This window comes from Streptomyces sp. col6 (assembly GCF_008042035.1).
In the GTDB taxonomy this organism is placed as follows: Bacteria; Actinomycetota; Actinomycetes; order Streptomycetales; family Streptomycetaceae; genus Streptomyces.
The window spans coordinates 221,106-233,630 of record NZ_RDBL01000013.1 but is presented as its reverse complement, the minus strand read 5'-3'; the positions used below and the strand labels follow the sequence as shown (position 1 = coordinate 233,630).

Here is a 12,525-nt window from a genome sequence, read left to right as displayed (position 1 = left end):
TGTCACACGCCCGCGATCACTTCGCGGCTCACTTCACGACGGTCAGCGGCAGGAGCTTCTTGCCGGTCGGGCCGATCTGAATGCTGGTGTCCATCTGCGGGCACACCCCGCAGTCGAAGCACGGCGTCCAGCGGCAGTCCTCGACCTCGGTCTCGTCGAGCGAGTCCTGCCAGTCCTCCCAGAGCCAGTCCTTGTCGAGGCCCGAGTCCAGGTGGTCCCAGGGCAGGACCTCCTCGTAGGTGCGCTCGCGGGTGGTGTACCAGTCGACGTCCACGCCGAAGTCCGGCAGCGTCGCCTCGGCGCTCTTCATCCACAGGTCGTAGCTGAAGTACTCGCGCCAGCCGTCGAACCGGCCGCCGGCCTCGTAGACCGCGCGGATGACGGAGCCGACGCGGCGGTCACCGCGCGAGAGCAGGCCCTCGACGATGCCGGGCTTGCCGTCGTGGTAGCGGAAGCCGATCGAGCGGCCGTACTTCTTGTCGCCGCGGATCTTGTCCCGGAGCTTGCCGAGCCGGGCGTCCGTCTCCTCGGCGCTGAGCTGCGGCGCCCACTGGAACGGGGTGTGCGGCTTGGGCACGAAACCGCCGATGGAGACCGTGCAGCGGATGTCGTTCTGCCCGGAGACCTCGCGGCCCTTGGCGATCACGTTGACCGCCATGTCGCCGATCTGGAGGACGTCCTCGTCGGTCTCGGTGGGCAGCCCGCACATGAAGTACAGCTTCACCTGGCGCCAGCCGTTGCCGTACGCGGTGGCGACCGTGCGGATCAGGTCCTCCTCCGAGACCATCTTGTTGATGACCTTGCGCATGCGCTCGGAGCCGCCCTCGGGGGCGAAGGTGAGACCGGAGCGGCGGCCGTTGCGGGTCAGCTCGTTGGCCAGGTCCACGTTGAACGCGTCGACGCGGGTGGACGGCAGCGAGAGGCCGATCTTGTCCTCGGTGTAGCGGTCCGCGAGGCCCTTGGCGATCTCACCGATCTCGGTGTGGTCGGCGGAGGAGAGGGAGAGCAGGCCCACCTCTTCGAAGCCGGTCGCCTTGAGGCCCTTCTCGACCATCTCGCCGATGCCGGTGATGCTTCGCTCCCGCACGGGGCGCGTGATCATGCCGGCCTGGCAGAAACGGCAGCCGCGGGTGCAGCCGCGGAAGATCTCCACGGACATCCGCTCGTGGACGGTCTCGGCGAGCGGGACCAGGGGCTGCTTCGGGTAGGGCCACTCGTCGAGGTCCATGACCGTGTGCTTGGACACCCGCCACGGCACGCCCGACCTGTTCGGTACGACGCGGCCGATACGGCCGTCCGGGAGGTACTCCACGTCGTAGAAGCCGGGGACGTACACGCCGCCGGTCCTCGCGAGGCGGAACAGCACCTCCTCGCGGCCGCCGGGGCGGCCCTCGGCCTTCCAGGCGCGGACGATCTCGGTGATCTCCAGGACCGCCTGCTCGCCGTCGCCGATGACCGCGCAGTCGATGAACTCCGCGATCGGCTCCGGGTTGAACGCGGCGTGGCCGCCGGCGAGCACGATCGGGTCGTCGATGTCCCGGTCCTTCGCGGCCAGCGGGATGCCGGCCAGGTCCAGGGCGGTGAGCATGTTGGTGTAGCCCAGTTCGGTGGAGAAGCTGAGCCCGAAGACGTCGAACGCCTTGACCGGGCGGTGGCTGTCCACGGTGAACTGGGGCACCTTGTGCTCGCGCATCAGCGCTTCGAGGTCCGGCCAGACGCTGTAGGTGCGCTCGGCGAGGACGCCCCGGCGCTCGTTGAGCACCTCGTAGAGGATCATGACGCCCTGGTTGGGCAGCCCGACCTCGTACGCGTCCGGGTACATCAGTGCCCAGCGGACGTCGCACTCGTCCCACGGCTTGACGGTGGAGTTCAGCTCACCGCCGACGTACTGGATGGGCTTCTGCACATGCGGGAGCAGAGCTTCGAGCTGTGGGAAGACCGAATCGACAGACATCGCGAACTTTCGAGAGCCGGCAGGGGTGACCATCCAGCGTACCTCGGTGCCCGGACTGCCCGCGCCCGCCGGAGTACGCCGCTCAGCTCCCGGGCCGACGCCGGATACGGGCCTGGTGCGCCCGGTGCCACACCCGGGGCAGCTCGCGCTCGGCCGCGGCGGCCGCCGCCTCCTCCCGCCCGTACACCAGTCCCCAGGCGAACGACGGCTCCCCCGCCGCGTGCGCCTGTACGGCGAGGGCGCGCAGGGTCTCGCGGGCGACCACGCCGTCCTGGTGGCCGCCGAGGAGGCTCTGTACGGCCTTGAGCCGCTTGGCCGCCTTCTTCGCGGGCTTCCCGAGGGCGGGGCGGGCAGCCTCCGCCGCGTACCGGGCCCTCTTCGCGGCCTTGCGGGCGCTGTGCAGAGCGGCGTCCCGGTCCGGTCCGGGCTCCAGCTCCAGGGCGTGCGCGATCCGCCGGGCGAGGCGCTTGTGGTCCTTGCGGACGGCGCGGGCCAGCTCGTCGCCGGGCGGGGCGTCCGCCCCGGGCAGCAGCGGCGGACCGGCGAGCAGGGCTTCCAGGGCGCGCAGCAGGTCCAGGTAGCGCGCGGAGTCCAGGACGGCGGTCGTGCGCCGGCGCGAACCGCTGCGGCCCGCCGTCGACCAGAGCCGCAGCCGCGCCTTGACCGGCCCGATGACCAGGGTGCGGGGCAGCTCGTCGAGCCGGGCGCGCAGCCGGGCGTCCAGCACCTCCTGGTCCCGGTCGACGCCCAGCTCCCCCGCGAGCCACTTCAGCTCGGTGCCGAGGGGGCGGGTGGCGTCGCGGTCCAGGACGCGGCGGTATGTGCGCAGGGCGCTGCGCAGCCGCCGGGTCGCGACGCGCATCCGGTGCACGGAGTCGGGCAGCCCCCGCCGCACGGCCGGGTCGAGCGCGACGATCGCCTCGGCCTGCCGGCGTACGTAGCGCAGGACGTGGTCGCCGGCGGTGCGCGGTTCGTCCTCCCGGGGACGCGCGGCCCCGGGCGCCGTCTCCTCCAGCGCGCGGGCAAGCTTGGAGTGGGCCGCGGAGAGCCGGATGCCGGACTCCTCCAGCGCGCGGCCGACGGTGTCGAGGAAGGCGGGGTCCCCGCCGTCGGCCAACTCGACCTCGATCTCGGTCCAGGCCGCGGTGCGGTCGCCGCCGTGCAGCCGCTCCGCGCGGACCTTGTCGACGCTCAGCTCGGCCAGCGGTGTGCCGTCGGCGCCGGTGAGCACATGGACGTCGCGGGCGGAGACCAGGCGGACCACGGGGACGACGGGGGCGTCCAGGACGCGGGAGCGGATCAGGGCGGTGAGGCGGGCCGGCACGGCGTCGGAGAGCGGGGCCCGGATCTCGTCGCGGACGCCGGGGGCGACGGGGAGCTTCAGGTGCCAGCCGGCGTCCGAGCCGCCGGTGCGGCGGCGGAGGGTGATGTCTCCGGCGGCGAGGCGGAGGTCCTCGGTGTCGTAGTAGACGGCGTCGAGTTCCATGACGCCCTCGTGCTCGGCGGACCCGACCCCGGCCACCCGGCCCAGGTCGGGCAGCCGGGTGGCGTCCGTGGCCTCGTACTTCCGCTCGATCTCGCGCTTGGTGTCCGCCATGTACCGAATCTAACGCGCCGCCGGGCGCGTGCTCAGGCCGTTATCGGCCGCTGCACCCGGATCGACTGGAGCAGGCCGATGGCCACCCAGACGGCGAACATCGAGGAGCCTCCGTAGGAGACGAAGGGCAGCGGGAGTCCGGCGACGGGCATGATGCCGAGCGTCATGCCGATGTTCTCGAAGGACTGGAAGGCGAACCAGGCGATGATCCCGGCGGCGACGACCGTGCCGTACAGCTCGGTGGTCTCGCGGGCGATGCGGCAGGCGCGCCACAGGACGACGCCGAGCAGGACGAGGATGAGCCCGGCGCCGAGGAAGCCCAGTTCCTCGCCGGCGACCGTGAAGACGAAGTCGGTCTGCTGCTCGGGGACGAACTGCCCGGTTGTCTGGGTGCCCTGGAAGAGGCCGGTGCCGTGCAGGCCGCCGGAGCCGATCGCGATGCGGGCCTGGTTGGTGTTGTAGCCGACTCCGGCCGGGTCGAGCGCCGGGTTGGCGAAGGCGGCGAAGCGGGCGATCTGGTAGTCGTCGAGGAGCCCGAGCTGCCAGATGGCGACCGCCCCGGCCACGCCCGCGCCGAGGAGTCCGAAGACCCAGCGGTTGGACGCGCCGGAGGCCAGCAGCACCCCGAGCACGATGACGACCATGACCATCACGGAGCCGAGGTCCGGCATCCCCATGACGACGAGCATCGGGAGCGACGCCAGGGCGAGGGCCTTGGCCACGGTCCGGTGATCGGGGTGCACCTGGTCGCCCGCGTCGACGCGGGCGGCGAGCAGCATCGCCATCCCCAGGATGATGGTGATCTTGGTGAACTCGGAGGGCTGGAGGGAGAACCCGCCGGGCAGCAGGATCCAGGCGTGGGCGCCGTTGACGGTGGCGCCCAGCGGGGTGAGGACCGCCATCACGAGGAGGACGGACAGCCCGTACAGGACCGGTACCGCGCCGCGCAGGGTGCGGTGGCCGAGCCAGATGGTGCCGATCATCAGGGCGATGCCGATGCCGGTGTTGAGGGCGTGCCGGAACAGGAAGTAGTACGGGTCGCCGTGGGTCAGGGAGTCGCGTCCCCGGGTCGCCGACCAGACCAGCAGCGAGCCGATGAAGGAGAGCGCGATCGCCGAGCCGAGGAGCGGCCAGTCGAGCCGGCGTACGACGGAGTCGCGTGCCATGAGCCGGCCCCAGGTGGACCGCTCGGGGGCGTAGCGCTGGACGGAGAAGCCGGCCATCAGTCGCGCCTCCCCAGGACGGCGGCGAGCGTCTGCTCGGTGGGCGGCTTCTGCGAGGCGGGGTCGTAGGGCTTGATCTTCGGGGCGTCGATGGTGCCGTCCGTCTGGACCTTCGGCAGGCCCTTCTGGGGGGTCGGCAGGAGGGCCTTCTTGAGGTCCTGCTTGCCGGTGGCGTCGAGCCCGTAGAGCGCGTTGTAGATGTTGCGGACGGCGGGCCCGGACGCGCCGGAACCCGTACCGCCCTGGGAGATCGTCATGACGATCGAGTAGTCCTTGGTGTACGTGGCGAACCAGGAGGTCGTCTGCTTGCCGTAGACCTCGGCGGTACCCGTCTTGGCGTGCATCGGGATCTTGTCCTGCGGCCAGCCGCCGAATCGCCAGGCGGCCGAGCCGCGGGTCGCGACACCCGCGAGGGCTTCGTCTATCTCGTTGCGCGTCTTCCTGGTGAAGGGCAGCTTGCCGTGCGACGTGGGATCGATCTCCTGGACGGTCTTGCCGTCGCCGCTGACGATCGCCTTGCCGACGGTGGGGTCGTAGAGCGTGCCGCCGTTGGAGATGGCCGCGTAGATGGTGGCCATCTGGATCGGGGTGACGAGGGTGTCGCCCTGGCCGATCGAGTAGTTCACCGAGTCACCGGCGCGCATCTTGTCGCCTTCGAGGCAGTTCTCGTAGGCGATCTTCTCGACGTACGTGCCGTCCTTCTTGCCCTGCTTGCACCAGGCGTCGTGGTTGGCCTTGGCGAAGTTCTTCTTCCACTCGCGGTCGGGGACGCGGCCGCTGACCTCGTTGGGGAGGTCGATGCCGGTCTCCTTGCCGAGGCCGAACTGGTGGGCGGTCTTGTAGAACCAGTCCTTGGGGTTCTTCTTGGGGCTGTTGCCGCCGTCCTTCTGCCATTCCTTGTGCGCGATGCCGTAGTACACGGTGTCGCAGGAGACCTCCAGGGCGCGGCCGATGGTGATGTCGCCGTAGCCCTGGGACTCGAAGTTCTTGAAGGTCTGCCCGCCGATGGAGTACGAGCTGGGGCAGGGGTAGTGGCCGTCGAAGGGGTATCCGGCGTTGACCGCGGCGGTCGAGGAGATGACCTTGAAGATGGAGCCGGGGGCGGCCTGGCCCTGGATGGCCCGGTTCAGCAGCGGGAAGTTGGACTTCTTGCCGGTGAGCTTGGCGTAGTCCTTGGCGGAGATGCCGCCGACCCAGGCGTTGGGGTCGTAGTTGGGCAGCGAGGCCATGGCGACGACCCGGCCGGTCTTGGCCTCCATGACGACGACCGCCCCGGAGTCGGCCTTGTAGTTCTCGCCGGTGTTGGTGTCGAACTCCTGGCGGGCCTTCTTCATGGCGTCGTTGAGTTCGTACTCGGCGACGGCCTGGACGCGGGCGTCGATGGAGGTGACGACGCTGGAGCCGGCTTCGGCCTCGTCGTTCTTGGCCTGGCCGATGACCCGGCCGAGGTTGTCGACCTCGTAGCGGGTGACGCCGGCCTTGCCGCGCAGCTCCTTGTCGTACGTGCGCTCCAGGCCGGACCGGCCGACCATGTCGGAGCGCAGGTACGGCGAGTCGGTGTCCTGGGCCTTGGTGATCTCCTCGTCGGTGACGGGCGAGAGGTAGCCGAGGACCTGGGCGGTATTGGCCTTGCCGGGCGCCGCGTAACGGCGGACGGCGGTGGGCTCCGCGGTGATGCCGGGGAAGTCCTCGGCGCGCTCGCGGATCGTCAGGGCCTGCTGGGTGGTGGCCTCGTCGGTGACCGGGATCGGCTGGTAGGGCGAACCGTTCCAGCAGGGCTGCGGCGTCTTGGCGTCGCAGAGCCGGACCTTGTCGAAGACGTCCTTCGGCTTCATGTCGAGCACGTCGGCGAGCCGGGTCAGCACGGCCTTGCCGTCGTCGGCCATCTTCATCAGGTCGGTGCGGCTGGCGGAGACCACGAGGCGGGTCTCGTTGTCGGCGAGCGGCACACCGCGTGCGTCGAGGATGGAGCCCCGGGCGGCGGGCTGGACGACCTGCTGGACGTGGTTGTTCTTCGCCTCGTCGGAGTACTCCTGGCCGTTGCGGATCTGGAGGTACCAGAGGCGGCCGCCGAGGGTGAGCAGCAGCGAGAAGACGAGGACCTGGATGACGATGAGCCGGATCTGGACGCGCTGGGTCCGGCCGGTCTCGGGGATGTTGCTCACGGGGCGCCCCCGGTGGTGGTCCGGGGCCGGGGCCCGGAGGAATGCAGCCTCACAGTCGCTTGACTCCCTTGATCCGTCCGGCGCGTGCCGCCCGGTTGCGGGCCGCCTTCACGCGCAGCCCGCCGCGCTGGCTGCCGATCCGCAGCCCGGTGCCCGCCGCGAGCCAGCCGGCCGCCACGTCGCCGCGGCCCGAGGAGGACTCGGTGACGGGGTCGTTCACCGTACGTCTGGCGAGCGCCATGATCAGCGGCACGGTGAACGGCGCCAGGAGCAGGTCGTAGACGGCGGCGGTGAACAACAGGCTGCCGAGGCCCACGTGACGGGCCGCCGTGTCGCCGACGAGCGCGCCGACGCCCGCGTACAGCAGGGTCGACCCGATCGCCGCCGCGACGACCACGGCCATCGGCAGGAAGGCGGACTTCAGCTGCCCGTTCTCCGGCCGGGCGAGGCCCGCGAGGTAGCCGATGACGCAGAGGACCAGGGCGTAGCGCCCGGCGGCGTGGTCGGCCGGGGGCGCCAGGTCGGCGAGGAGTCCCGCGCCGAAGCCGATGAGGGCGCCGCTGACGTGTCCGTACACGAAGGCCAGGCCGAGGACGACCATGAGCAGCAGGTCGGGCACGGCGCCGGGGAGCTGGAGGCGGGCCAGGACGGACACCTGGACGACGAGGGCGAAGACGACCAGAACGATGGAGAGCAGGGTCCGGTTGACGTGCATGGGGATCAGCTCTACCTCTGTTCGTTGACCGCGTTGTCGGCGTTCGGAGTGGCGTTCCCGCTGAGGTTGGGGCTCTCGTGGATGTTGCCGACCACGTTGCCCTCGGTGTCGACGATGTCGCCGTTGGGCGAGATGGTGACGGTGACGGTCGGGGTGGGCTTCGGCTTGGCGGGCGCCTTCGGCTTCTTCGGCAGGACCATGTCGCGGGGGTCCTCGCGCGGGGCCTGGACGACGATGCCGACGATGTCGAGCTTGGTGAAGCCGACGTAGGGGCGGACGTAGACCGTACGGGTCAGGTCGCCGCCCGACGGGTCGACGCGGACGACCTCGCCGACCGGGACGCCGGGCACGAACGGCTTGTCCTTGCTGGAGCCGAACGTGACGAGGCGGTCGCCCTTCTTGACCTTGGCCTTGCCGTTCAGGAACTGGACCGCCAGCGGACGGGAGCCCTGCCCGGTGGCGAAGCCGAGTTCGTCGGTGGACTCCATCCGGGTGCCGACGGTGAAGTCGGGGTCGTTGGCGAGGAGCACCGTGGCGGTGTCCGGGCCGACGGTGGTGACGCGGCCGACGAGCCCGTCGCCGTTGAGGACGGTCATGTCGCGCTTGACGCCGTCCTTGGAGCCCGCGTCGATGGTGACCGTCCAGGAGAAGCCCTGGGCCGCTCCTATGGCGATGACCTCGGCGGCCTTGATGCCGTACTGGCCGGTGGCCGACTTCTTCAGCATCTCGTCGAGCTCACGGACCCGGCTGCGGTTGCGGTCGTCGCTGCCGAGCTTCGCCTTCAGCTCGGCGTTCTGCTTCTCCAGCGCGGCGATCTTGTCGTGGCGGGTGCCGGAGGCGCGTACCGCCCCTATGGCGTTGCCCACCGGGTCGACCGCCGACGCCACGCCGTTCTCCACGGGTCCGAAGACCGTGGCGGCGGCCTGCCGGGCGCCGTCCACCGGTGACGCCTCACCGCCGCGGATGTCCACCGTGATCAGTGCGAACGCGATGGCGATCAGCAGCACCAGGAGCAGCCGGCTCTCTCGTGTGTCCCTCACAGTGCGGCGGCCGTGCCTTCCTCGTAGGAATGATCGTGCCTGTATATCAACGATCCCCCGCGCGGAGCGGCAGCGTCCGCGCGGAGGGTCGTGGGGTGACTACCGTCGGGGCTGGGCGTCCAGCACCTGCTGGAGCGCCTCGAACTCCTCGACGCACTTGCCGGAACCGAGCGCCACCGAGTCCAGTGGGTCCTCGGCGATGTGGATCGGCATGCCGGTCTCGTTGCGCAGCCGCTCGTCCAGTCCGCGCAGCAGCGCGCCGCCGCCGGTGAGGACGATGCCGCGGTCCATGACGTCGCCGGACAGCTCGGGCGGGCACTTGTCGAGCGTCGTCTTGACCGCGTCGACGATCGCGTTGACCGGCTCCTCGATGGCCTTGCGGACCTCGCCGGCCGAGATGACCACGGTCTTGGGCAGGCCCGAGACAAGGTCGCGGCCGCGGATCTCGGTGTGCTCGTCCTTCTCCAGTTCGTACGCGGAGCCGATGGTGATCTTGATCTGTTCGGCGGTGCGTTCCCCGAGGAGGAGCGAGTACTCCTTCTTGATGTGCTGGATGATCGCGTTGTCCAGCTCGTCGCCGGCCACCCGGATGGACTGGGCGGTGACGATGCCGCCGAGCGAGATGACCGCGACCTCGGTGGTGCCGCCGCCGATGTCGACGACCATGTTGCCGGTGGCCTCGTGGACCGGGAGGCCCGAGCCGATGGCCGCCGCCATGGGCTCCTCGATGATGTGCACCTGGCGGGCGCCGGCCTGCGTCGAGGCCTCGATCACGGCGCGTCGCTCGACCCCGGTGATGCCGGAGGGCACACAGACCACGACCCGGGGGCGGGCCAGGTAGCGGCGCTTGTGGATCTTCAGGATGAAGTAGCGGAGCATCCGCTCCGTGATCTCGAAGTCGGCGATCACGCCGTCCTTCAGGGGCCGTACGGCGACGATGTTGCCGGGCGTACGGCCGATCATCTTCTTGGCCTCGGCGCCGACCGCCAGAATTCCGCCGGTGTTGGTGTTGATGGCCACGACGGACGGCTCGTTCAGGACGATGCCGCGCCCCCTGACGTACACCAGCGTGTTGGCAGTCCCGAGGTCGATAGCCATGTCACGGCCGATGAACGACATTGAGTTCCCCTTGTTCCCCATGAGGATGCGTCGGGCCTTCCCAAGCAAAAGCGTGGATGGCTTGTTTTGGTAGGCGAGAGTGGGCGCTGCGGGCGTGGAAGGTTCCATCGTAGTGCCGGATGCACCGACACAGCGCGAGGGTACGCCGCCTTGCTGGGCAGAACGGGTGGCCGTTCCACTCATGGTGACGTTACGTCGGGGGGATGCGTTCCCGCGATCGGACACCCTATGCCGAAGGGCGACCGAATTAATTCGGTCGCCCCAGGTCATGAGCGCTGTTCGGCTGAGTGCGGTTCAGGAGAGGCCCGGGAAGAACAGCTTCATTTCCCGCTCCGCGGACTCCTCGGAGTCCGAGGCGTGGATGAGGTTCTCCCGGGTGATCGTGCCGAAGTCACCGCGGATCGAGCCGGGCGCGGCGGCGATCGGGTCGGTGGGTCCTGCCAGGGCGCGGACGCCCTCGATGATCCGCTCGCCCTCGGCCACCAGGGCGACGACCGGACCCGACTGCATGAACTCGACCAGCGGCTCGTAGAACGGGCGGCCCACGTGCTCGGCGTAGTGCTGCTCCAGCGTGGCGCGGTCCAGGGTACGCAGCTCCAGCGCCGTGATCTTCCAGCCGGCCTTGCGCTCGATGCGGCCGACGATCTCGCCGACCAGTCCGCGGCGTACGGCGTCGGGCTTGAGAAGAACGAGGGTGCGCTGGGTCATGTGCGGCTCCTTGCAGGCATACGGGTGCGGTGAGGCGACATTACAGGGGCCCGGCGACGGGCCCGCCGCCGGGTTTGCCGCGGTGGGCGCGGGCGGGCGCGCCGGGGCGGCGCCGCTCAGCCGGCGGCGGGCGATTCCGCCTCGGCCTGGGCCGCCCAGCGGGCCTTCACCTCGTCGATCCGGCGTCCGTAGTGCACCGAGGCCCACCACAGCGCGCCGAAGGCCACGCCCAGGATGAACATGACCGGGATCACGAAGCCGCTCGCGACCAGCGCGACCTGGAGGGCCCAGCCGAGCTGGATCCCGCCGGGCCGGGTGATCATGCCGCAGAGCAGCACGGAGAACAGCATGCCGATGCCGCACACCGTCCAGACCGTGGCGTTCGACAGGTCGTCCGACTTCATCGCGACGAGTCCGGCGAACCCGATCACGAAGAACTCGCCGATCAGCGTGGATGCACAGAGCGTGCGCATGGGTCAGCGCCTTCCCAGGAGCAGCCGGGCCTCGCCGACCGTGATCACGGAACCGGTCACCAGGACTCCGGCTCCCGCGTACTCGTCCTCTTCCTCGGCGAGGGTGATCGCCGCCTCCAGCGCGTCGTCGAGCCGGGGTTCGACCTGCACCCGGTCGTGGCCGAAGACCTCGACGGCGACGGCCGCGAGGGCGTCGGCGTCCATGGCGCGCTCGGTGGAGTTCTGTGTGACGACGACCTCGGCGAAGATCGGCTCGAAGGCCTCCAGGAGCCCTCGCACGTCCTTGTCGCCGCTGGCGCCGACCACGCCGATCAGCCGGGAGAAGCCGAACGCCTCGGACAGGCCCTCGGCGGTGGCGCGGGCGCCGGCCGGGTTGTGCGCGGCGTCCAGGACGACGGTCGGGCTGGACCGGACGACTTCGAGGCGGCCGGGCGAGATCACCGAGGCGAACGCGGCGCGCACGATGTCCGCGTCCAGCGTGCGGGGCTGCTCGGCGCCGATGCCGAAGAACGCCTCGACCGCGCAGAGCGCCACCACCGCGTTGTGCGCCTGGTGGGCGCCGTACAGCGGAAGGAAGATGTTGTCGTACTCGCCGCCGAGGCCCCGCAGGGTCAGCAGCTGGCCGCCGACCGCGATCTCCCGGGAGACCACGCCGAACTCCATGCCCTCGCGGGCCACGGTCGCGTCGACCTCGACGGCCTTCTTCAGCATGACCTGGGCGGCGTCGACGGGCTGCTGGGCCAGGATGACCGTGGCCCCCTGCTTGATGATCCCGGACTTCTCGGTCGCGATCTCGCCCGGCGTGTTGCCCAGGCGGTCGGTGTGGTCCAGCGAGATGGGGGTGACGACGGCGACCGAGGCGTCGATGACGTTGGTCGCGTCCCAGGTGCCGCCCATGCCGACCTCGACGACGGCGACATCGACCGGCGCGTCGGCGAAGGCCGCGTACGCCATGCCCGTGAGCACCTCGAAGAAGGACAGCCGGTAGGGCTGCTGGGCGTCGACCATCTCGACGTACGGCTTGATGTCCTCGTACGTGGAGATGAACCGCTCGGCGTCCACCGGGGCGCCGTCCAGGCTGATCCGCTCGGTGATCGACTGGACGTGCGGCGAGGTGTAGCGGCCGGTGCGCAGGTCGAAGGCGCCGAGCAGGGCCTCGATCATGCGGGCTGTGCTCGTCTTGCCGTTGGTGCCGGTGATGTGGATCGAGGGGTACGCGCGCTGCGGCTCGCCGAGCACGTCCATCAGGGCGGCGATGCGCGTGACGGACGGCTCCAGCTTGGTCTCGCCCCAGCGGCCGGCGAGCTCCTGCTCGACCGCGCGCAGCGCCTTGTCCACCTCGGGGTCGGCGGGGCGGGCGGGCAGCTCCTCGGCGCGGGGCGGCCCCGAGGCGGCGCGCAGCGTGCGGCTCCCGGCCTCGATCACCGCCAGGTCGGGGTCGCGCTGGGTCGCTTCGTCGACGATCTCCTCGAAGGTCTCGTCGGGATCGGACGCGTCGGGCCGGTCGGGGCGGGGCTCACTCACGGGCCCC

10 protein-coding genes are annotated in these 12,525 nt (G+C 70.6%); all 10 read right to left on the bottom strand.

Annotated elements, in window-relative coordinates:
• Positions 1 to 28 precede the first annotated feature (28 nt).
• Complete coding sequence (locus EAO73_RS17650; protein WP_147972507.1) at positions 29 to 1,954, bottom strand: TIGR03960 family B12-binding radical SAM protein; 1,926 nt, start codon at positions 1,952 to 1,954, stop codon at positions 29 to 31.
• A gap of 82 nt (positions 1,955 to 2,036) precedes the next feature.
• A complete protein-coding gene (locus EAO73_RS17645; protein WP_147972506.1) occupies positions 2,037 to 3,551 on the bottom strand; it encodes a CYTH and CHAD domain-containing protein in 1,515 nt (504 codons plus the stop codon).
• Between the two features lie 32 nt (positions 3,552 to 3,583).
• On the bottom strand, positions 3,584 to 4,774 hold the full coding sequence (rodA, locus tag EAO73_RS17640; RefSeq protein WP_147972505.1) for a rod shape-determining protein RodA: 1,191 nt from the start codon (positions 4,772 to 4,774) through the stop codon (positions 3,584 to 3,586).
• On the bottom strand, positions 4,774 to 6,939 hold the full coding sequence (mrdA, locus tag EAO73_RS17635; RefSeq protein ID WP_147972504.1) for a penicillin-binding protein 2: 2,166 nt from the start codon (positions 6,937 to 6,939) through the stop codon (positions 4,774 to 4,776). The genes rodA and mrdA overlap by 1 nt, the downstream gene beginning before the upstream one ends.
• Before the next feature lie 49 nt (positions 6,940 to 6,988).
• A complete protein-coding gene (mreD, locus tag EAO73_RS17630) occupies positions 6,989 to 7,654 on the bottom strand; it encodes a rod shape-determining protein MreD (protein ID WP_018103193.1) in 666 nt (221 codons plus the stop codon).
• Positions 7,655 to 7,665: 11 nt separating this feature from the next.
• Positions 7,666 to 8,694: a rod shape-determining protein MreC gene (gene mreC / locus EAO73_RS17625; protein WP_147972503.1), complete on the bottom strand. Its 1,029-nt coding sequence runs from the start codon at positions 8,692 to 8,694 to the stop codon at positions 7,666 to 7,668.
• A gap of 99 nt (positions 8,695 to 8,793) precedes the next feature.
• Complete coding sequence (locus tag EAO73_RS17620) at positions 8,794 to 9,813, bottom strand: rod shape-determining protein (protein WP_147972502.1); 1,020 nt, start codon at positions 9,811 to 9,813, stop codon at positions 8,794 to 8,796.
• Between the two features lie 294 nt (positions 9,814 to 10,107).
• Entirely contained in the window at positions 10,108 to 10,521 is a 414-nt protein-coding gene (ndk, locus tag EAO73_RS17615) for a nucleoside-diphosphate kinase (protein ID WP_018518173.1), read from the bottom strand.
• Positions 10,522 to 10,637: 116 nt separating this feature from the next.
• Complete coding sequence (locus tag EAO73_RS17610) at positions 10,638 to 10,994, bottom strand: DUF4233 domain-containing protein (protein WP_147972501.1); 357 nt, start codon at positions 10,992 to 10,994, stop codon at positions 10,638 to 10,640.
• 3 nt (positions 10,995 to 10,997) lie between these two features.
• A complete protein-coding gene (gene folC, locus EAO73_RS17605; RefSeq protein WP_147972500.1) occupies positions 10,998 to 12,518 on the bottom strand; it encodes a bifunctional tetrahydrofolate synthase/dihydrofolate synthase in 1,521 nt (506 codons plus the stop codon).
• Positions 12,519 to 12,525 lie beyond the last annotated feature (7 nt).

Coding starts and splice junctions, on each gene's coding strand:
- EAO73_RS17650 (WP_147972507.1), bottom strand. CDS start 1,954: ATGTCTGTCGATTCGGTCTTCCCACAGCTCGAAGCTCTGCTCCCGCAT.
- EAO73_RS17645 (WP_147972506.1), bottom strand. CDS start 3,551: ATGGCGGACACCAAGCGCGAGATCGAGCGGAAGTACGAGGCCACGGAC.
- rodA (WP_147972505.1), bottom strand. CDS start 4,774: ATGGCCGGCTTCTCCGTCCAGCGCTACGCCCCCGAGCGGTCCACCTGG.
- mreD (WP_018103193.1), bottom strand. CDS start 7,654: ATGCACGTCAACCGGACCCTGCTCTCCATCGTTCTGGTCGTCTTCGCC.
- EAO73_RS17620 (WP_147972502.1), bottom strand. CDS start 9,813: ATGTCGTTCATCGGCCGTGACATGGCTATCGACCTCGGGACTGCCAAC.
- ndk (WP_018518173.1), bottom strand. CDS start 10,521: ATGACCCAGCGCACCCTCGTTCTTCTCAAGCCCGACGCCGTACGCCGC.
- EAO73_RS17610 (WP_147972501.1), bottom strand. CDS start 10,994: ATGCGCACGCTCTGTGCATCCACGCTGATCGGCGAGTTCTTCGTGATC.